Origin of the sequence: Stenotrophomonas sp. BIGb0135 (genome assembly GCF_024810105.1) — a bacterium.
GTDB lineage: Bacteria > Pseudomonadota > Gammaproteobacteria > Xanthomonadales > Xanthomonadaceae > Stenotrophomonas > Stenotrophomonas maltophilia_AB.
In genome coordinates this window covers 82,433-103,520 of the sequence record NZ_JANUDX010000005.1, presented here as the reverse complement: position 1 = coordinate 103,520, position 21,088 = coordinate 82,433, and the positions used below count along the sequence as shown (strand labels likewise).

16 protein-coding genes are annotated in these 21,088 nt (G+C 64.9%); 2 read left to right on the top strand and 14 right to left on the bottom strand.

Annotated features, from left to right (window positions below; genetic code table 11):
* Positions 1 to 100 precede the first annotated feature (100 nt).
* Both M2421_RS12490 and M2421_RS12485 read left to right on the top strand, forming a co-directional pair.
* A complete protein-coding gene (locus tag M2421_RS12490; RefSeq protein ID WP_259207120.1) occupies positions 101 to 1,471 on the top strand; it encodes a pyridoxal-phosphate dependent enzyme in 1,371 nt (456 codons plus the stop codon).
* A 131-nt stretch (positions 1,472 to 1,602) separates the two neighbouring features.
* Positions 1,603 to 2,787 (top strand): cystathionine gamma-synthase, encoded by a 1,185-nt coding sequence (locus M2421_RS12485; protein WP_259207118.1) that lies wholly within the window; start codon positions 1,603 to 1,605, stop codon positions 2,785 to 2,787.
* Between the two features lie 79 nt (positions 2,788 to 2,866).
* Here the strand turns inward: M2421_RS12485 and M2421_RS12480 are convergent, their stop codons facing one another.
* The 14 genes from M2421_RS12480 to M2421_RS12415 form a co-directional block, all read right to left on the bottom strand.
* Positions 2,867 to 5,815 carry an FkbM family methyltransferase gene (locus M2421_RS12480; RefSeq protein WP_259207115.1) on the bottom strand — a complete coding sequence of 983 codons (2,949 nt, stop codon included), beginning with the start codon at positions 5,813 to 5,815 and terminating at the stop codon, positions 2,867 to 2,869.
* Positions 5,812 to 7,128, bottom strand: coding sequence for an ABC transporter ATP-binding protein (locus M2421_RS12475; RefSeq protein ID WP_259207113.1), 1,317 nt, complete (start codon positions 7,126 to 7,128; stop codon positions 5,812 to 5,814). The genes M2421_RS12480 and M2421_RS12475 overlap by 4 nt, the downstream gene beginning before the upstream one ends.
* Entirely contained in the window at positions 7,118 to 7,936 is an 819-nt protein-coding gene (locus tag M2421_RS12470; RefSeq protein WP_259207111.1) for an ABC transporter permease, read from the bottom strand. Before M2421_RS12470 ends, M2421_RS12475 begins: the two co-directional genes overlap by 11 nt.
* A 66-nt stretch (positions 7,937 to 8,002) precedes the next feature.
* Positions 8,003 to 8,410, bottom strand: a complete 408-nt coding sequence (locus M2421_RS12465; protein WP_259207109.1) for a GtrA family protein — start codon at positions 8,408 to 8,410, stop codon at positions 8,003 to 8,005.
* A complete protein-coding gene (locus M2421_RS12460; protein ID WP_259207106.1) occupies positions 8,407 to 10,293 on the bottom strand; it encodes a hypothetical protein in 1,887 nt (628 codons plus the stop codon). Before M2421_RS12460 ends, M2421_RS12465 begins: the two co-directional genes overlap by 4 nt.
* Positions 10,290 to 11,585, bottom strand: coding sequence for an NAD(P)/FAD-dependent oxidoreductase (locus M2421_RS12455; RefSeq protein WP_259207104.1), 1,296 nt, complete (start codon positions 11,583 to 11,585; stop codon positions 10,290 to 10,292). The genes M2421_RS12460 and M2421_RS12455 overlap by 4 nt, the downstream gene beginning before the upstream one ends.
* A 57-nt stretch (positions 11,586 to 11,642) precedes the next feature.
* Positions 11,643 to 13,655, bottom strand: coding sequence for a hypothetical protein (locus tag M2421_RS12450; RefSeq protein WP_259207101.1), 2,013 nt, complete (start codon positions 13,653 to 13,655; stop codon positions 11,643 to 11,645).
* A 98-nt stretch (positions 13,656 to 13,753) separates the two neighbouring features.
* Positions 13,754 to 14,698, bottom strand: coding sequence for an NAD-dependent epimerase/dehydratase family protein (locus M2421_RS12445; RefSeq protein ID WP_259207100.1), 945 nt, complete (start codon positions 14,696 to 14,698; stop codon positions 13,754 to 13,756).
* A 1-nt stretch (position 14,699) separates the two neighbouring features.
* Positions 14,700 to 15,431: an SDR family oxidoreductase gene (locus tag M2421_RS12440; protein ID WP_259207098.1), complete on the bottom strand. Its 732-nt coding sequence runs from the start codon at positions 15,429 to 15,431 to the stop codon at positions 14,700 to 14,702.
* 2 nt (positions 15,432 to 15,433) lie between these two features.
* A complete protein-coding gene (locus M2421_RS12435; RefSeq protein ID WP_259207095.1) occupies positions 15,434 to 16,747 on the bottom strand; it encodes an FAD-binding oxidoreductase in 1,314 nt (437 codons plus the stop codon).
* Complete coding sequence (locus M2421_RS12430) at positions 16,744 to 18,162, bottom strand: UbiA family prenyltransferase (RefSeq protein WP_259207092.1); 1,419 nt, start codon at positions 18,160 to 18,162, stop codon at positions 16,744 to 16,746. The genes M2421_RS12435 and M2421_RS12430 overlap by 4 nt, the downstream gene beginning before the upstream one ends.
* A 115-nt stretch (positions 18,163 to 18,277) precedes the next feature.
* On the bottom strand, positions 18,278 to 19,258 hold the full coding sequence (locus M2421_RS12425; protein ID WP_259207089.1) for a lysylphosphatidylglycerol synthase transmembrane domain-containing protein: 981 nt from the start codon (positions 19,256 to 19,258) through the stop codon (positions 18,278 to 18,280).
* Entirely contained in the window at positions 19,258 to 20,196 is a 939-nt protein-coding gene (locus M2421_RS12420; protein WP_259207087.1) for an electron transfer flavoprotein subunit alpha/FixB family protein, read from the bottom strand. The genes M2421_RS12425 and M2421_RS12420 overlap by 1 nt, the downstream gene beginning before the upstream one ends.
* Positions 20,196 to 20,942, bottom strand: a complete 747-nt coding sequence (locus tag M2421_RS12415; protein ID WP_259207084.1) for an electron transfer flavoprotein subunit beta/FixA family protein — start codon at positions 20,940 to 20,942, stop codon at positions 20,196 to 20,198. Before M2421_RS12415 ends, M2421_RS12420 begins: the two co-directional genes overlap by 1 nt.
* Positions 20,943 to 21,088: the final 146 nt, after the last annotated feature.

Genomic DNA, 21,088 nt, shown 5'->3' with positions numbered 1-21,088 from the left:
CGCCGGGCACCGGCTCTGGAGCGCGGCAACCTGACTTTCGACGCCAACCGTCGGATAATCACCGGTCCGGCCGCCTTGCGGCGCGAATCGATGTGAACCGATGGCAATCCACTCCTCCGTACTCGACCTCATTGGCCAGACCCCGATCGTCAAGGCCCAGCGCCTGGACACCGGCGTCTGCGAGCTTTACCTCAAGCTCGAAAGCGCCAATCCCGGAGGGTCGATCAAGGACCGCATCGGCCTGTCGATGATCGAAGCGGCTGAAAAGCGTGGCGAGCTCGCGCCGGGCGCGACCCTGGTCGAGGGCACCGCCGGCAACACCGGCCTGGGCCTGGCGCTGGTCGCCCAGCAGAAGGGCTACAAGCTGATCCTGGTCGTGCCGGACAAGATGAGCCGCGAGAAGATCTTCAACCTCAAGGCGATGGGTGCCGAAGTGCGCCTGACCCGGTCGGACGTGGCCAAGGGCCATCCGGAGTACTACCAGGACATGGCCAAGCGCGTGGCCGAGGAAACCCCGGGCGCCTACTTCATCAACCAGTTCGGCAACCCGGACAACCCGGCCGCGCATGAATTCGGCACCGGCCCGGAAATCCTGGCCCAGATGGACGGCGACCTGGACGCGATCGTGTTCGGCTGCGGCAGCTCGGGCACCATGACCGGCCTGTCGCGCGCCTTCGCCACCGCCTCGCCCAAGACCGAGCTGGTGCTGGCCGACCCGGTCGGCTCGATCCTGGCCGAGTACATCAACGACGGCGTGCTCAACGACAAGTCCGGCAGCTGGCTGGTGGAAGGCATCGGCGAGGACTTCCTGCCCTCGATCGCCGACTTCAGCCGGGTCACCAAGGCCTACGCGATCAGCGACGCCGAGAGCTTCCATACCGCGCGCGAGCTGCTGGGCAAGGAAGGCATCCTCGGTGGCTCGTCCACCGGCACCCTGCTGGCCGCCGCGCTGAAGTACTGCAAGGAGCAGACCACCCCGAAGAAGGTGCTGGTGCTGGTCTGCGACACCGGCAACAAGTACCTGTCCAAGATGTACAACGACTACTGGATGCTGGACAACGGCTTCCTGGAGCGCCCGCAGTCGGGCGACCTGCGCGACCTCATCCTGCGTCCGTACGGCCAGCGCGACACCGTCGTGATCGGGCCGAACGACCTGCTGACCACCGCCTACCAGCGCATGAAGCTGTATGACGTGTCGCAGCTGCCGGTGATGGACGGCGACCAGCTGGTCGGCATCGTGGACGAAAGCGACGTGCTGTTGCATGTCTACGGGGACGAAGCCCGCTTCCGCGACCCGGTCGCCACCGCGATGGTCAGCAAGCTGGACCGGCTGGACGTGAAGTCGCCGATCGAGGCCCTGCTGCCGGTGTTCGACCGCGGCCAGGTCGCCATCGTCATGGACAGCGGCACCTTCCTGGGCCTGATCACCCGGATCGACCTGCTGAACTACCTGCGCCGCCGGGTCCAGTAACCGCCCGGCGCCGGCCGGCGCCGCCGTGAATCAGCGTTTATCCGCGTCAACGGCCGATTAAGCCGCCGCTGATAGACTTCCGCTCCTTTTGCGGGAGCCCCTTCCGGGGCTCTCCATTGCTGGGAAACAACATGTCCGACCACGCTTCCTCCGGGCACGGCAACCGTGCGCTTGCCCTGGCTACCCTGGCCATCCACGGCGGGCAGTCGCCGGATCCGAGCACCGGCGCGGTGATGCCGCCGATCTACGCGACCTCCACCTACGCCCAGTCCAGCCCCGGCGAGCACCAGGGCTTCGAGTACTCGCGCACCCACAACCCCACCCGCTTCGCCTACGAGCGCTGCGTGGCCACCCTGGAAGGCGGCAGCCGCGGCTTCGCGTTCGCCTCGGGCATGGCCGCCAGCTCCACGGTGATGGAACTGCTGGATGCCGGCAGCCACGTGGTGGCGATGGACGACATCTACGGCGGCACCTTCCGCCTGTTCGAGCGCGTGCGTAAGCGCACCGCCAACCTGCAGTTCAGCTTCGTCGACCTGACCGACCCGGCCGCCTTCGAGGCCTCGATCACCCCGCAGACGAAGATGGTCTGGATCGAAACCCCGACCAACCCGATGCTCAAGATCGTGGACATCGCCGCAGTGGCCGCCATCGCCAAGCGCCATGGCCTGATCGTGGTGGTCGACAACACGTTCGCCTCGCCGATGCTGCAGCGCCCGCTGGAGCTGGGCGCCGACCTGGTCCTGCACTCGGCCACCAAGTACCTCAATGGGCACTCGGACATGGTCGGCGGCATGGTGGTGGTCGGCGACAACGCCGAGCTGGCCGAGCAGATGGCCTTCCTGCAGAACTCCATCGGGGGCGTGCAGGGCCCGTTCGACAGCTTCCTGGCCCTGCGCGGCCTGAAGACCCTGCCGCTGCGCATGAAGGCCCATTGCGCCAACGCGCTGGCGCTGGCCCAGTGGCTGGACACCCACCCGGCAGTGGAAAAGGTGATCTACCCGGGCCTGACCAGCCACCCGCAGCACGAGCTGGCCACGCGCCAGATGAACGGCTACGGCGGCATCGTCTCGATCGTGCTCAAGGGCGGCTACGAGGCGGCCAAGCGCTTCTGCGAGAAGACCGAGCTGTTCACCCTGGCCGAATCGCTGGGCGGGGTGGAAAGCCTGGTCAACCACCCGGCGGTGATGACGCATGCGTCGATCCCGGTGGAGCGCCGCGCGCAGCTGGGCATCAGCGATGCGCTGGTGCGGCTGAGCGTGGGGGTTGAGGAGTTGGGGGATCTGCAGGTGGATCTGGAGCAGGCGCTGCGGGGCTGAATCCTGCGGGAGGCCCCGGCGCAGGCCGGGGCGAGCGGGGCGGGGCGGCGCAAGTGGCTCAGCCCCGCTCGTATCCGCGTCAGCGGGCGATGCTGCGATAGATCCGGGCGGCCAGGCGGGCCGCAGGCGCCGCGCCCGGGATCGTTAGCAGGCGATCAATGATGCGCCCCAGCCGGCGGCCGACACGCTGGCCGGAGGTGGGAATCTCCGCGGATACGACGGTCGGGCGCTTGAGCGCGTCGAGTCGGCGCAGCACCGAGGCAACCTGCCTGCCGGTGGCGAGATTCATCGCCGACGTCAGTGCAGCGTGGACCTCCAGCGCCGAACGTTGCCACCCATCCACCTCACCGGCGCGACGCTCGTCCGTCCATGACGGCATCGCGTCCTGCAGGGTCTGCACCAGCTCGCGCGTGGTTTCGTAGGAATGGATATTTGCCGAGGTGGTGATATGCCCGGCAAGCTCGCGATTCAGGAGGCTGTCGCGGACCAGCACCGGGCGGCGGTGGGCCAGCGCGTGCAGCACTGGGAACCCGAACCCCTCGTAGTGGCTGGGGAACACCACCACCCGCGCATCGCGATAGAACGACCGGAAGGTATCCTCATCGATGTTACCGGCCTTGAACGACTGAACGTTGGCGGGCAGCTCGATGTCGTCGGGATAGCCAATGGCGATGATCTGCTGCCCCGGCAGGGCGGCAGCAAGGGCATCGGTGGTCGCCCGCACGAACTTGTGCGTGTAGTGGTTGCCGATCACCAGAATGTGTGACCCCTCCGAATCGGTCGGCTGGTACGTTGCATAGTCGGCCGGATCCATCGAATGCAGCGACACCTGCTGCAGGGTGGATGGACCGATCGGATAGCGCAGGCGGATGCGGTCGAGAGTGAAGCGCGAGTTGGTGAACAACACGCTCATGTTCTCAAAGGCAAAGCGCCAGATGCCGTCGTCGAAGTCCAACGACAGGTAACCGCAATCGGTCGAGATGGTGTCGAGCATGAAGATGCCCACGACCGGCGCCGATTCGAACAGGTGCACCAGGGTGCCAAGCTGGTACGGCTGGCCGATCCGTACGACGGCAGCGACCTTGGTGCGTTGATCGCCCGGTTCGATGCGCACGATGTCGCGCAGCCGGTCCAGCCCATGGAATGCCCACGCCTGCTCGCTGATGTATACAGCGATGCGGGTATCCCGGGGCCAGGCACGTTGCGCAGCCGACAACAGCTTTACACCGGATTCGAACGTGCCGTTGTGGAAGGGGCCGAAGGACGAGAAATCGAAGGCGATGATGCGCTGCCCATTCACCGGGTCCAGTGCTTCCAGCAGCCGCTCGGCCCGATACTCCGGCGAGGTGAAGTAGCGATAGATGAGCGGGTCGTACTCCGGGTAGCGCTGGCGCAGGATGTCAGCGTTTACCGTCTCGCGCTCGGAGCGCTGCTGGTTCGTGGTGGAGAACGACTGCTCTCCCTGGTGCCAGACAAAGGCGCGGTTGGCGAGCACGGCGCGATAGCCGGCCCGGTTGGCGCGCATGATCAGGTCGTTCTCTTCGTTGTAGCCCTTGCCGTAGACGGTGTCGAAGCGACCGAACTCGGCAAGCAGGGTGCCGCGGATCCACAGCGCGAAGCCGACCGCGGTAGGAATGAACGAGAAGCGCGGCAGGCGTCGCGCGATCGGCAGGAACAAGTCGCGCGCCTTCTCCGCTGAGACGTCGACGTTCTCGATAGAATGCGGGAGCGTAGCAAGTGTCGCATTGTTGCTGCGCGGGCAGACGAACCCGATCATCGGATCCATTGCCGACACCGCCAGGATCTCTGCGATCGCACCGGCGGTGACTTCAGTGTCCGAATTGAGCAGGAAGACGTCGGCGCCCTCTTCGATCGCGCGGTCGAATGCGCGGTTGCAGGTGCCGATGAACCCGAGGTTCTCGTCATTGGCCAACGTTTGCACGTCGATGCCGTCGATTCCTTCGGCAACCGCATCGGCAAGCGCTGCGCGCAGCCCTTCGTGGTCCGGGCTGTCGTTGTAGAGCCATACCGAGGCGCGGGCCTCGACCAGCTCGGCGGCAACACTGCGCAGGCCACGCATGAACGGTACGACCAACTGTTCATTGCAGTAGAACGGAGCCACCACATGCAGGATACGGCTGACCTGCCGATTAGCCTGCAGCGTCTCGGCGCGGATGCGCTGGACTGCTTCGACTGCCGGCGCATCCGGCAGCATCTCGGGCAGGTACTGCGGCTTTTCCAACAACAGCGCGACGACGTCTTCCAGGGAGTTGATCCGGTGCATGCCGTCGACCGGCGCGGTCGGCACGCGCTCCTGTGGGACCAGGAACAGGCCGCATTCGGCGTTGGCGCCGTGGAAGTTGTCCGGGCAGTTGTTGAAATTGTCGGGATTGAATGCAGGGTAGATCACGCCGTACACGGCGTAGCCCACTTCGGCCACGGCGGCTAGGGTGGTTGCTGCACCGTCGACCGAATTGCACTCGGCGAAGACCACCGGGCGACACCGTTGCAGAGTTGCGGAGGAACCAGCAAGTACCTGTGCTTCCATGCCCTCCACGTCGATCTTGAGCAGGTCCAGACGTGGCAGTTGCAGCGAATCGAGCGTGATGATGCGCACGGCGTAGCCGCGACCGGCATCGACCAGGCTCAGCCCGCCTTGGTTCTGCGCCTGATCGATCGCGTCATCCAGCGTGATCGTGCCGGGATGATCGGAAACTCCGACGTTGTGCGCGGTGACCCGTTGCGCCAGCCCGTTACGCTCGATGTTCCGCTGGAGGATGTCGAACGCGGTGCGACGGGGCTCGAATGCGTGGACATGGCCGATACCGCCGACCGCGTTGGCGAGCGCGACCGCATGGGTTCCGATGAAGGAGCCCACGTCCGCCACGACGCCTCCGGTGGAGATGAAGCGACGTAGCAGCTCCAGCTCGTTCTCGGCCCATTCTCCGTACCAGCGCAGCGAGTCGGCGATGACAGTATCGCCGGGGAGCGTTTCGAAGACGCCGTGACGTCCAGTGATGATGGTCATGAGCGATGAGAAGTGCGGAACGACACCGCCAGCGGCTGGGCGCCAGAGATGCCGTGTACAAGTTGGGGATTGAGGGCGGTCAGGACGATGGCATCGTGCAGCCAGTGATGCTGCACGTGGTCATCGCCGGGTCCCTCGGCGAGTGCAAGATCCAGGCTGTATTCGCCACGGATCAGGCGGGGCAGCCGCAGCTGGAAGGTCACCGTGAAAGTGCTGTCCTGCTCGACTGCGATGGCTTCGTCCCGGAGGTAACTGTCCGAGCTCTCGGCCACCAGGTACTGGCCCTTGCGATCCTTCAGCATGAAGCCGATGGCCGGGTAGTCCAGCGCCTTGTTGGCCCGGGCCGTGATCGTCAGCCGGACGTCGTCCTGCGAGGTGAACTCGGAAACAGGATTACCATCCACGTCGGTGAACTGTGCGCGCTCAATGCGCGCGCCACCGGCACCGAAACTGTCCACGTCCGGGCGGAAACTGCCGGCGTGGAAATGCGTCGGCTCGACATTGTCGACATCGTAGGTGCCCTCGCCAAGCGCGGCGCTGGTCTTGGCGACGGTTGCTTCCTGCCGGTCGGCGTACAGGTCGCGCAGGTACACCGCCGAAATCTCCCTCGCCGAGCCGATGTCGCACTGGTAACGCCCGTCCTGGCGGCGCAGCAGAACGGCCGAGGCGCACAATGCATTCACCGCGCCCATGTCGTGGCTCACAAACAGCAAGGTGCCACCGCCACGCTGGAAGCCGGCAAGGAACCGCATGCACTTCTGCTGGAAGTAGGCATCGCCGACGCTGAGCGCCTCGTCGATGATCAGGATGTCAGCGTCGACGTGGGCGATGACCGCAAAGGCCAGGCGCACGTACATGCCGCTGGAGTAGGTCTTGACCGGTTGCTCGATGAATTCACCGATGTCGGCGAAGGCGGCGATGTCGGCGAAGCGGCGCGTTACTTCTTCCTTGCCCACGCCATACAGCGACGCGGCGAGGTATACATTTTCTCGGCCCGAGAACTCCGGGTTGAAGCCGGCACCCAGTTCCAGCAGTGCAGCCACGCGGCCGTTGACGGTGATCTCGCCTTCGGTCGGCGTCAGCGTGCCGCAGATCATCTGCAGCAGGGTCGACTTGCCGGCGCCGTTGCGCCCGATGATGCCGACCGTCTCACCGCGATGGATGGTGAAGCCGACTTCGCGCAGTGCCCAGAATTCGCGGTAGTACTGGCGGCGACCAAGCGACAGCATCTGCATCAGGCGATGCGCCGGCTTCTCGTAGACGTTGAAACACTTGCCCAGGTCACGCACCTGGATCGCGATGTCAGAGCACATCGGCGAACCCCTTGCGCGTGCGCTGGAAGAAGGCGAAGCCGAGGAAAAACACGGCGGCGGAAACCAACAGGCAGATCGGGTACACCACCGGGTCAAGGCCCTTTCCCCAGATCAGCACGTCGCGCATCTGCGCGACGATCGGCGCGAGCGGGTTGACGTTAAGGATCGGTCGGAGCGAGGGCGGGATCGCATCGATCGGGTAGAAGATGGGGGTCAGGAACATCACCGCAGTAGTGATGATCGCGGTGATCTGCGCGGTGTCACGCAGGAACACGCCCAGTGCCGACAGCAGCCACGCCACGCCGGTCATGAACAGGATCATCGGCAGCATGACGACGGGGGCCAGCAACGCGCTCACCGGCGGCAGGCCGGTGGAGACCAGGTAGAACACCAGCCAGACAAGTAGGTTCACTGCGAGGCTGAACATCGCAGTCAGCACGCTGACCCAGGGCAGCACCTCCAGCGGGAACACTACCTTTTTCACGTAGTTCGCGTTGCTGACGATCAGGCCCGGCGCGCGATTGAAGACTTCCGAGAACAGGTTAAAGACCAGCAGCCCGCTGAACAGCACGAGCGCGAACTCGGTGCGCGACCCACTGCCTCCCGGCCAACGTGCCTTGAATACCTCGCTGAAGACGAATGTATAGATCGCCAGCATGAAGATCGGCTGCACCAGTGCCCACGCCAAGCCCAACAGGGAGCCGCGGTACCGGGCCGCGATCTCGCGCGCTGCCAAGGCGAGCACCAGGCGTCGGTTGTCGACCAATGACCGGATCAGGTGGCTGGGAGAGCTGGGATAGGCTTGCATTCAACGTGGGGGGTGAGATTGACCGGGTAGTCTACTGCGGACCGGTGAGCCCCGCATGGAGGCCGTTCAGGCTTCACGCCCCTTGGTGCGGGCGAAGGTGAAGTGCTTGTGGCCCAGATAGGCGGTAAAGATGGGCACTGCGACACCGACCAGATGGGCGCTGAGCGGGATGTCCAGCGGCCAGTGGATCCACGGCAGCAGCCAGCGCTTGAGCACGATGCTGATGGCCAGGGTCTGCAGCAGGCTGACTGCGTTGATGGCAACGAACCACGCGGCCTGGTGGGCGAGCGGGCGATCAGCCCCCTTGAAGACCAGAATCCGGTTCAGGATGAATGCCGTGAGCATGCCGAGGACGTAGGCTAGGCACACGGCCGCCTCGAATGGCACGACCAGGCTGAACAGAATGCGGCTACCGACATTGACCGCGGCCGCGGTGCCGCCGCAGATGATGAACAAGAGGAACTGGCGACTCATGCGGGGGGCCTTTCACGGAGGGGGCGGCGCGTGGCCACGGCATAGGTCAGCAGCATCAGCACCAGCACCAGGACGCCGTACAGGATGCGTCCAGCGCGTTCCTCGGCCCACAGTCGCATTGCACTAAGACGGCCCACCTGGGTCGGTGGGGTCACCGCTACCCAGGTGTGTGGATCGGTGTCGACGATGCGCAGGCGGTACTGATCTGCGGGCAGCCGCCGGAGCTGCGTCTTCCAGCGCTCGCCCTGCACGCCCTGCCCTGCCAGCTCCAGAGTGTGCCGCTCGCCTGCCAGAGTTGCCGCCACTGACGGCGCACCCGAACCCGCGTGGCGATAGGCAACCCAACCGCCGGCTATCGCCACGGGCGCGCTGCTGCAGTCCACCGTGTTGCTATCGCCCGAGCCGGGCGCGTAGGTGCCAAGCGCATAGGGCAGGGCAGGCAACGAGGTGTAGGCGCCTGGGTGGCTGATGCCGGCGCAGTCGGCCAGGGAGAAGGGCAAGGCGCGGCGGATCTCTACCGGCATCATGCCCGCCGCGTCGTTGGCGGACAGCACGCGGGCAATTCGCTCTGCATCCGGGTAAGGGAAACGTCCAGGTGCATCCCGCAGTGCCTGCAGGTCGCCATCGCGCAGGTAGCTGGCCAGCAGGCGCTCCTGCTCGTGACCGGCAGCACCGCGCTGGGCCATGCCGTCCGTGGCGGTGATGAAGGTGGAATGCATCGACAGGGCGGTCCAGCCGATGAACACGACCGGCACAATGGCCTTTGCCCAGGCCGGCCAGCGGCTGTCGCTGCGGAAGGTGGCGTACAGCACCAGCCACAGATTGTTGATGACGCCGATCGCCAGCAGGTCGGTGTAGCGTGAAGCCACGCCGTGTTCCACCTCGGTCCCGCGCGAATAGGCCATTGCAACGGCCTGGACCAGCACCCATCCGGCGATGGCGAATGCGAAGCGCTCACCGCGTTGCACGCCGCTTCGGGACAGGATCCGGCGCAGCATGACCACGACAAGGGCGGCAGTGGGCGCCCACAGCACCACCGCGCTGATCCAATCCGGACGAAGCGGCCAGGTCAGCGTGTTTCTCAGGGCATGCAGGAACTGGCCCGGCGAGTGGGCGTGGAAGCTATCGCCGTGGGGTGGCTCGGGCATCATCAGCAGGCCGGCTATGACCACGGCCAGCATCAGCACCAGGCCGATGGTGCCCCGGCGACGATCGACGTCGCCGGCCAGCAGGCGATGGATGAGCAGGCCGGCCGCCGCTGCGGCGGCGAACACGCCCGAGGCCATGGTGAACAACGCCGTTGTGGCGCATAGCAGCATTGCGATCAGGCGGTTGCGGCCAAGCACATCCGCCGAGGTCAACCAAGCCGTCGCTACGGACAGCAGTGCGAGGATGAAGAACTGGTTCTGGAAGCCTGCGATCAGGTTCTCCCAGTCCAGCGGTGACGCAGCCAGCGCGAATACGCCCAGCACCAGTAGCGGACGGGCAGACGGTGCAAGGGTACGCATGCCAAACCAGGCCATCGCACCGATCGCCGCTGCATGCGGCAGCACGTTCGTCAGCATCTCCACCTTGGCATCGAACTGGTTGCCGTTGGCGGTGAACAGTCCCAGCGAGATCAGTCGCGTGAACAGGATGCGGTGCTCATTGTGCGCGGCAAAGAAGTGGCTGATGCCCAACTCGCCACGCAGGTATGGCAGCAGTAGGTTGTCGAACTCCGCATCCCATTGGTCCCAGAACGGACTGCTGCTGCCATGGGAAAGCACGAGGTAGGCACGTACCGCCATCATCGGTACCAGCAGTACCGTCAGCAGGAAGACCGGATGCAGGGGATCCGACCATCCCGCTAATCGCGCGCGTACCGCGCCTACCCACGCCTTCATCCGCGCAGTGCCTCGTCGACCAGCGCCTGGGCGGTGTTGATGCTCTCGTTGATCGAACGATCTTCCGGGTAGTAATACGCGGTGTCGGCCATGAAGAAACCCTGCACCGGCGTGCGCATCGACGGCAGCATGTCCTGGAACCCGGGGGGGCAGATGGTCTGCGCGAAATCGTAACGGTGGCAGTGCGACGCCAGCACCCAATCGCGCTGGAACGCGGGGTTCAGGCGCGACAGGTAGCCCAGTACTTCCTCGATCAATTCGGCGTTGGAACGCTGCCATTTCGGGTGGGTCTTGGGCATATAGAAGGGGGCGTAAAGGATCTTCTGCTTGGGATCGCGGCCCGGATTGAGGTTGCTGTACTCGATCACGCCGGGGATATCGATGGCCGGGTCGCTGATGTTCATCCAGAAGTTCTCACTGACCGCGTGCTTGAGCTTGAGGATCACGCAGGCAACCGGGATGTTCTGCACCGCGGCGACCTTGGCACGGAAGTCGGCCGGAAGCCCGGGCACCAGCGCAGGCACGTACTGGATCGGCGCGGTGGAGATGACCGCATCGTAGGCGGTGAACTCACCGCCTAGCGACACGCCAGTGACCACGCCATTCTCCGAAACCACCTCGTCGATGCCGCGCGACAGCTCGATGCGGCCGCCGCGGGCCTGGATGTCCTGCACCATGCGCTCTAGCAGCGTCATCGAGCCGCCTTCCAGGTATCCCATGCTTTCGTTCATCAGATTGCGGCGCGACAGCGCCACGCGCTTGATACGCGTGCCAATCCAGCTGGCCGACAGGTTGTCCTTGAACTCGAAGAACTTCAGGCGGAAGGCATCCTTCCACATGACGTCGTACGCCTTCTGGCCAACCCAGCGACGGATCCAGGTGCCGGCTTCTTCCTTGTCCAGCGCCGTCCAGTCCTTGATGCCCTTGGTGTACATCACGTGCAGCGCATAGCGGAATTTGCTGATCGGACCCAGGTGGGGGAAGGCCAGCAGGGCAAACGGGTTGCCCCACTTATAAAGCTTGCCCTGGTAGAAGTACCCCATCTTGGTGTCGGTCCAGCGCAGCGCATTGGACAAGCCATAGCGTTCCAGCAGCGAGAACAACGGGTAGTCGGTCTTGCAGATGAAGTGGTAATAGCGCTCGATCGACAGACCGTCGAAGTCGAAGTTGGCTGACATGCCGCCAATGCGATCGTCACGCTCGTAGATCGTGACCGCATGGCCCTGGTCAAGGAGTTTCACGGCGGCCATCAGGCCCATGGGGCCTGCGCCGATGATGGCAAATTTTTTCATGGGCAAGAACCAGGAAGACTGAGGAAGGCGGGATCGGGTGAATTCATTGCGATGGCGTCATTGCTTGACCAGGTAGTCGTGCTTCTGCACGACATGGGGTGTGCCGATCGCCACCCATTCGCCCCAGCCATGACCGGTATCGGTGGCGGTGATGGTGATGGTGCGCGGCTGATCGTGAACCGCCAGTGGAACGCTCCAAAGGCGCCAATGAGCCAGACCCGGGGAATCGGCCAGGCGGGCGATCGCTTGTCCGCCGTCGATGACCTCGAAGCTTGCGTGCGTTCCGGCCGGCCCGGTGAGGACGGGGATGGCAATCCCATCGATGCCGGCCGGGATCACGGCGGACAGGGTGATCTTCCCGGTGCCGTCATCGCCCTTGATCTGCCACGACCCATGGACATCGCCCTTGGTGGAGGGCAGACCCACTTCCGGGTTGTGCCCGCGCTCTGAAACATCCCCCTCCAGATCAACGGCGGTCACGGCGAGGGCGGCGGCGGTGTTGGCCGAGGAGGTCTGCGCCAACACGGGGTCGGTCAGGCCCATCTTCTGCTCACGGTCCGGCGCTGCCGGGCCCGGCACCACGACGGCCGGCACGTCGGAACGTCGATACAAAACGAAATGCGTGTCGATGTTGTGTTCGATCATGAAGTTCTGGGCAGCGGCGGCATTGCTGCGGAAGTTCCTGATCTCGACGTAGTGCTGGGCAATCCAAGGGAATCCCTTACATTCGTGCTCGCGCAAGGCCACATACTCGGGCTGGAAGTCGCGCAGCAGCGCGCATAGGCCGGCGGCACGGTGTTCCTTGGTGTAGGCCACCACATCGGGGTTGATCAGGCCCGGATAATCGATGATGACGTGGCGTGAGTAGTAGGAGCTGTAGCCCAGCGGCTCCATGCCCACCCTGTCCTGCGGCCGCATGACGGCACCGAGATAGCGCCCCATGGCCTCGCGAGCCGGTGCTTCGATGTTGGCCTGGATGTCATGCTCGGCTTTGAACGTGGTAGGCAGCACGGTGACCATCGCGGCGGTGTACACCAGCGCAACGGCGATCGCCGCCTTTCGATTGCGGATGGCCCGTGCCAGGCCGTAGCCCGCCACCAAGGCTGTCGCTGCCGATACCGGCACGACATACCAGCCGAAGACGCCATTGACGGCGACCACGTAATACAGCCAATAGACCAGGACGAAGGCCACCGGCACATAGAGCTGCTTGATTCGGTTGCGGAAGATGCTGTAAGCGCCAAAGCCGAACAGCAAGATGACCGCGATCGAGATGAAGCCGTGGTCCCACAGACGCCAGTAGCCGGTGCCATTGCCGGCGAACGACGGGCCCATCGGCACCCAGAAGTCGAGCAGCTTCCTGAACGCGGAGAGGTCCTGCTGAGCGTAGCCGTAGGCCTTGGCCAGGATGGTATTGGGCAGCGGAGAACCGTAGTACACCGTCGCGAAGATCAACCACGGCAGGTACAGCGCCGCGCCGATCAGGACGGCCTTGACGGCTTGGCTCCGACCGACGAACAGGAACGTGTAGGCGACGATGATGATGTTGAGGAAGGCGAAATCGGGGCGCGCGTACAGGGCCAGGGCCAGTGCGATGCCGATGACCGTCGCACGCCCGGTGGTGGCCGCATAGAAGGCGAACAGGATGGTGGCGACCACCAGCTGCGTCTCCATGCCCGCCATTCCCCACAGGATCTGGTGGTGCTCGAACGCCAGGTAGGCAAGGGTAAACACCATCCAGGCAAGCTGGTTAGGCTCTTTGATCCGGGTGATCAGCTTGTAGCCGAGAAGGACCGTCAACCCGCCGGTCAGGGCCGACACGAACTGGATGAAGGGCAGCGCATAGGTGCCCTTCCAGTCCAAGGCGCCACCGATGACCGGCACCAGCACGCTGATGGGGCTGGTGAAGCCATGCACGACTTTGTCATCCAGGCGGAAATGGGACAGCTTGCCCACCTGGAAGAGGTTCTCGGCATGCAGGACGGTGATCAGCGCGTCTTCCCACACGCGATCGGTGTAGGCCCAGAACGCCAGTCGAATAACTACGGCGGCGACCATCAGCAGGATCACGGCGACAGGAATGTTCCGCCAGAAGGGGCCGGAGGTCGTAGGTGGTGATGAGTCATTCATCATGATGGATTCTTGTTCGGAAAGTTGGGAAATGGGGTTCAGCGCTGCAGCACGATGTGCGAGTACTGCGGATCGGTATAGCTCTCGCGGATCGCCTCTTCGAACGGCGTCTGCTTCACCCCGAAGACCGCGTGGGTGTCGATGCCCTTGAAGTCATCCCCTGCACTGAGCGCCTTGAGCTGGTCGGCGGTGAAGGGAGGCTTGCTGCTGAACAGGCTGTAGACCTTCAGCAGGAACGCGAAGAAGCCAATCGGGATGTGCACGATCACGGTGTGCAGCTTCTTCACCCGCTTGATCGTGCGGATGATGTCGACGTAGTCCACGCGCGTATCGCCAACGATATCGAAGACCTCGCCGTCCGGCTCGGTCTCGATGCACTTGGCGATGCAGCGGCAGAAGTCGCGCTCATATAGTGGCTGGCGCATGAATTTGCCGTCGCCGGGGATCGGGAACACCGGCGTCCTTGCCATGAAGCGCGACAGCCAGCCCAGGTGCTTGGGATCGAACCAGCCGAACATCAGGGTAGGCCGGAGCACGCAGTGGCGTTGGCCACTGGCCACGACCATCTCTTCCTGCTCGCGCTTGGTGTTGGTGTAGTCGTCCTTGGCTACGGAGTTCACCACCGATGAACTGATGTGCACCATGTAGGGCACGGACGCGGTGCGCGTGGCTGCGAGCACGTGATCGGTGGCGGTGATGTTGTTGCGCACGAACAGGTCGGTGGTCTTGCCGGTGATCTGCGCGTGCAGCTGCACCACGCAGGCGGCACCGGTGAACTCGGCGGCCCATGGGCCGGGTTCGGCAAGGTCGGCGCGGACGACATGCACGTCCGGGTGCAGCGTGTGCAGGATCTCGAGGTTGTGCGCGTGCTTGTCGATTGCCACCAACTGGCTGTAGCCCTGCTGCTTGAGCTCGACGATCAGGTTCTGCCCGACCAGGCCGGCTGCGCCGGTGATGACGATTTTGGCGTGCTTGTCGGTCATGTCAGAGCTTGATCCTGCGAAAGACGAATTCGGGAATGTTCTTGATCACCATCATGATCGCCCACCAGAAGCCAGGAACGTAGACTACGGCACGGCGCTTGTTGATGGCCTTGGCGATACCGGCGGCCACCTTGTCCGGCGTCGCCCACAAGGCCCCCTTCTTGAAGGCCGCGGTCATTGGCGTGTCGACGAATCCGGGCTTGATCACCAGGACGTTGACCCCGGCCGGGCGGAGGCGCTGACCAAGACCGCTCAGGTAGGCGGTGACCGCTGCCTTGGCGCTTCCGTACAGGTAATTGCTGGCACGGCCACGATCACCGGCCACCGACGAAATGACCGCCAGCGTGGCACCGGACTGCAGGCGCTGGGAGAGGGCTGCGGCCAGGGCGATGGTCGAGGTGCCGTTGGTGGCGAACTCGCGCAGCGACAGGTCGACCGACGCATCGCAGGCGGTCTGGTCGGGCAGCGTGCCGTGCGCGATGAGCACGGTGTCTACACTCCCCAGTGCGCCCCAGATGGTATCCAGCAGCGGCTCGTGGGCATTGATGTCGTTCACATCGAGCACGCCAACGTCTACGCGTTGCGCCCCGCGGACGCGGAGGTCGGCGGCGATGGCCTCGAGTCTGCCGGCGCTGCGGCCGACCAGGTAGAGCGCGGCGGCGCGTCCGGCATAGAGGCGCGCCACGGACTCGGCGATCGCCGAGGTCGCGCCGATGATCAGGATCTTCTGCATGTTTACTCCATCACCCGGCGCCAGAAGCCGGATGAGAATCGAGGGTCGATGTAACGAGAGAAGGCCTCCCAAGCGGGAAACGCCTGACGGAACAAGGCGCCGGACATGCGTGCATCCTTGGCCGGATAGACGGCACCGCCTGCATCGCTGACGATGCGGTCGAGCCTATCGAGCATCGTCAGCAGCTCCGGGCCGTCATTGGGGAAATCAAGGGCCAGTGTGGTACCCGGGCGCGGGAAGGACAGCAGACCAGGAGAGGGACGATCACCGAATTCCTTCAACACCGCGAGGAAGGAGCCGCGCCCGCTGCGCGCGATCTCGGCCAACAGGGCGGCCGTGGCATCGCGCGCGGTGGCCGGCGGCAGAACGCATTGGTGCTGCAGAAACCCGCGCGGGCCATACATGCGGTTCCAGTGATTGATGCCGTCCAGCGGGTAGAAATAGCTCTGGTAATGGGACAGACGTCGCACGCGACGGGCGGGTTGTCGCCAGTAATACAACGTGTTGAATGGCCGCAAGGTCAGCGGGTTCACTAGGGATACAGGCGGCACCAGCGGCATGCTGCGGCGCGGGGCGGCGCTCGGCGTCGCGGCCCGGGTATCGCCCGGGGCATGATCGCCGCGGAGGAAGTGGCCACGGCCCAAGTGCGTGCCGCTGGCAAGGCAGTCGATCCAGGCAACGGTGTATTCGAAGTCGTCGGCCGACGTGCGGGACAGCTCGAAAAATTCGTCCAGGTTGTCGAAGCGGATTGACTCAGTCTCGATCCAAGGCCCCGGAACGCGGCGCAATTGTAGCTCGGCCCAGGTGATGAAACCGGTCAGGCCGAGGCCTCCAACGGTAGCGGCGAAAAGGCCGCTGCCGTTGGAGGCTGACAGCAGCTGGCGCGTACCATCGCTGCGCAGCAGTTCCAGGCAACGGACATGGTGGCCGAAGGTGCCGGCGCGATGGTGGTTCTTGCCGTGCACATCGTTCCCGATCGCGCCCCCCACCGTGGCGTGACGGGTGCCCGGGGTCACAGGCAGGAACCAGCCACGCGGGAGGGCGATATCGAGGATATCGGCCAGGGTGGCACCGGATTCGCAGCGCACCACGCCGGTTGCCGGATCGAAATCGATGAAACGGTCCAGCGCGCTGCTGGTCAGCAGCGTGCCATTCGGATTCAGACAACTGTCGCCGTAGCTTCGGCCATTGCCATGGGGCAGCGCGCTGCCGCCATCGGGAGGCAGTGGCAGGGCGCTTGCGCGGTCGAGCACCGGGTTGATCCGTTGCTCGACTCTCGGGTAGCGGCCCCAGGATTGTCCAACCGCTGAACTCATATCGAGACCAGGACGATTAGCACGCAGAGCGCGATGACGATCTGGCTCCCGCGATCCATTGCCGCGAACACGATCGGATCATCGTGCATGTCGCCGCGATGGGAAACGATCCACATGCGGCTGATCCAGTACAGCAGGATCGGGCACAGCAGCCACAGCAGCTTGGGATTGCGGTAGAGCTCCATGCTCTCCGGGCTGTTGATGTACAGCGCGAACACCAGCACGCCGATATAGCCGGCGGCGGCGCCCAGCGACTGCACCAGCGGCAGGTCGGCAACCGAGTAGCCGCGGCCGATCGCCATCTCCTTGCCGTTGGCCAGTGCCGATGCCAGTTCGGTATAGCGCTTGAGCATTGCCAAGCTGAGGAACACGAACATCGAGAAGGCCAGCAGCCAGAACGACAGTTCCGAATTGATCGCGACCGCGCCCCCGATGATGCGGACCGTATACAACGCGGCCAGCAGCACTACGTCGATCATGACGATGCGCTTGAGCTTGAGTGAATAACCGAGGGTCATCACGTAGTAGCAGAGCAGTACGCCAGCGAATGCCGGGCTGCAGAAGAAGGCCAGGGCGAAGCCGGCCAGAGTGATCAGTGGCGCAACCATCAAGCCGTGCAGCAACGGTAGCGTGCCGGCGGCGAACGGCCGCTTGCGCTTGCGTGGGTGCATGCGGTCCGGGGTCAGGTCCAGCAGATCGTTGAGCAGGTACACGCCCGATGCGCACAGACCGAAGGCCAGGAATGCCATGCCCGCGTCGATGATCGAGCCGAGGTCGAAGAAACGGTGCGCAGTCAGCAGCGGGACCAGGACCAGGAGGTTTTTGAGCCACTGGTAGATGCGCAGGGCCTTGATCCAGGTCAGCAGCCCGCCGTTCTGCGACGGCAGATGCGCCAACACGTCGGTGCGCTTGGCCGCATCCCGCGCCAGGGCAGCACCGTTGTTGACCACGATCGCGCCGCCGGCGTGCTCCCATACCTGCAGGTCGACCTGGCCGTTGCCCATATAGTCGAAGCCCCGCTCGCCAAACCGCTGGGCCAACGCTTTGCCCTTGTTGTGCCCGGACAGGTTGGTATGGCCGTCGCTGGCCATGACTTCTTCGAACAGGCCCAGGTGATCGGCGATCGGCTGCACCAGCATCTGGTCCGAGGCGGTGCACAGCACGCGCGGACGCTGCGTGGTGGTGCGCAGGATCTCCAAGACGCGCTCGTCGTAGGGCAGGCTGTCAGCGGGCAATTGGACCCTGGAGGCCAGCTGGCGCTTCACATGCGCTTTGCCCCGGAGCAGCCAGATGGGCACCAAGAAGATATACAGCGGATTATGAGCCAGCAGGGCGAGCAGGGACTCGTACAGGATGTCCGAGCGCAGCAGGGTTCCGTCCAGATCGACGCAGAGCGCGCGGTGGGATGCTGTCACGAGCGACGCGCTCCGACCATGTGCGAATCAGATTGGTGCATTGCAATATCCTTCATATCCCTGAAAAACCTAACGAATGATAAAGGATGGGGCCATCGGCGGGGGACAGGGCTGATCAATGGTCGCGCGGGCCTGGGCCAAGGAGCTCCAGCACACCCATCGCGAGCATGCCAACCGCGACGGCGAGCCAGAGGCTGACTAGCCGGATACCGATGGCCACCGCCAAGCCGGTATCTGCTGGAACGCCGGCGGCGCCCAGCATGATGACGACGGCGGCTTCGGTGGTTCCTACGCCGCCTGGCACGAAGGAAAGTGCGCCAATCAGCATCGCCAAGGGATAGATGCCCAGAGCGAGCGGCCACGGCAGGTCGATGCCGGCCGCGTGGCAGAGCAGGGCGAATGCCGCGGCGGTGAGCGTCCAGGCCAGCGTCCCCAGTGCGGTAGCGGGGGCGATCACGGGAAGACGGACCAGCGGCCCGAGGTGTTCGGCGCCATCTACAAGGAAGTTGCCCAAGCGGCGCACCGCCGCTCCCGGCAACCGGTCAACCAAGTCCCTTACAGCCCTTGCCAGCGGGGGCCAGCAGCCGAGCGCGAGTAGCACAAGGAGCACGATGAAGATGATCGAGGCCAGCAGGCCGAATACGGGCACCAGCGACGCGGCACCTGCGCCCATGAGCGTGATGACCAACAAATCTATGGCGCGCTCGAAGATGAACGCGGTCAGGGTGGCGCGGGCGGGGACGTTCTGCCAGTTGAAGTAACGGATGCGCAGCAGTTCGCCGGCCTTTCCGGGCGACGCGGTGAACGCGAATCCGGCCAGATAGGCGGCAAAACCGTGCGCCCAGCTGGAGACAGGGCATCCCTGCTTGGCGAGGACTGCACGCCAGCGCTGGTAGCGGACCACGTAGCTTGCCAGGACCAGGAGTGCACAGCCAGCAAGGGGGAGCGCCATTTCAGCCAATCGCGACAGGATGTCCCGGTCCCGATCGACGTACCACAGGCCAATCAGGTACAGCGCCGCAATGACGATGACCCAACTGACCGCCCGCCCCCGGCGTGCCGGCGGCGCCGGCGCCGGGGGCGGACAGTCTGCCATTACAGTGCCTTTTCCAGCTCTGGCAGCAGCGTGAACAGATCACCCACCAGGCCGATATCGGCGATCTCGAAGATCGGCGAGTCCGGGTCCTTGTTGATCGCCACGATCGTGCCGGCATCCTTGATCCCGGTCAGGTGCTGGATCGCGCCGCTGATGCCCACGGCCACATACAGCTCCGGGGAGATGATCTTTCCGGTCTGGCCGACCTGCAGGTCGCTGGGCACATAGCCGGCGTCCACGGCGGCGCGCGAGGCACCGACGGCGGCACCGAGCTTGTCGGCGAGCTGGAAGATCACCTTGAAGTTCTCTTCCGAGCCCACGCCACGGCCACCGGAGACCACGCGCTTGGCGCTCTGCAGGTCGGGGCGGTCGGTCGCACCGGCGGCCAGGCCGACGAAACGCGTGTGGGTCGGCAGGGCCGCATCGACGCTGGCCGCTTCCACCGCGGCGCTGCCGCCCTTGGCCGCTTCCGGCCAGGACGCCGCGCGCACCGTGGCGACCACGATCTGGTCGGCCGGCACCTCGACGGTGATGATGGCGTTGCCGGCGTAGATCGGGCGCTTGAAGCTGTGGCTGCCTTCGACGGTCATCAGGTCCGAGACCTGGTTGACGCCCAGCAGGGCAGCCACGCACGGCATCAGGTCCTTGCCGAAGGTGGTCGACGGGCCGAACACGTGGGTGTAGCCCTTGGCCAACTGCGCGATCTGCGGGGCCAGCACCTGGGCCAGCGCCTGCGCGTTGGCGGGGTTGGCCACGGTCAGCACCTTGGCCACGCCGGCCAGCTGGGCGGCTTCCGCGGCCGCGGCGGCCGGGTCGGCCGCCAGCACCAGCACGTCGATGCTGGCACCGCTGATGGCGGCGGCGGCGCTGACGGTCTTCGCGGTGGCGGCGTTGAGCTTGCCGTCGTGGTGCTCGGCGACAACGAGGATCTTGGTCATTACAGCAACCCCTTCTGCTTGAGTGCGGCGACCAGTTCGGCCGCGTCCTTGACCATCACGCCCTTGCTGCGCTTGACCGGCGCGGCGTACTGGGTGGTCTTGAAGGTATCGGCGGCGTCCACGCCGAGGTCGGCCAGCTGCAGGGTTTCCATCGGCTTGGCCTTGGCCTTCATGATGTCCGGCAGCTTGATGAAGCGCGGCTCGTTCAGGCGCAGGTCGGTGGTGACCACGGCCGGCAGGTCCACTTCCAGCGTTTCCAGGCCGGCATCGACTTCACGGGTGACAGTGGCTTTGCCGCCTTCGATCTGCAGCTTGCTGGCGAAGGTCGCCTGCGGGCGGCCCCACAGCGTGGCCAGCATCTGGCCGGTCTGGTTGGCGTCGTCGTCGATGGCCTGCTTGCCGAGGATGACCAGGTCCGGCTGTTCCTTCTCGACCAGCTTGAGCAGGGTGCGCGCGGCGGTCAGCGGCTGGATGGCCTGGTCGGTGACCACGTGGATGGCGCGGTTGGCGCCCATGGCCAGGCCGTTGCGCAGGTGGGCCTGGGCGTCGGTGGGGGCGATGGTGGCCACCACGACTTCGGTGGCGATGCCCTGGTCGCGCAGGCGCAGCGCTTCTTCCAGGGCGATCTCATCGAACGGGTTGGGGGACAGCTTGACGCCGTCGGTGACCACGCCGGAACCGTCCGGCTTGACCTGAATGCGGACGTTGTAGTCCACCACGCGCTTGTACGCGACGAGGATTTTCATCTGGTGCTGGATCCTTCAATAACGGGGGAACGTCCGGTTCTGTTCACAGCAACCGGTTCGGGGGTGGGACCGCGATTCTAACTGGCCGGAGGCAACCATGCGAATGCGTATGGTTATGCTGCAGTGCGGCACAATCTGCGCAGTCC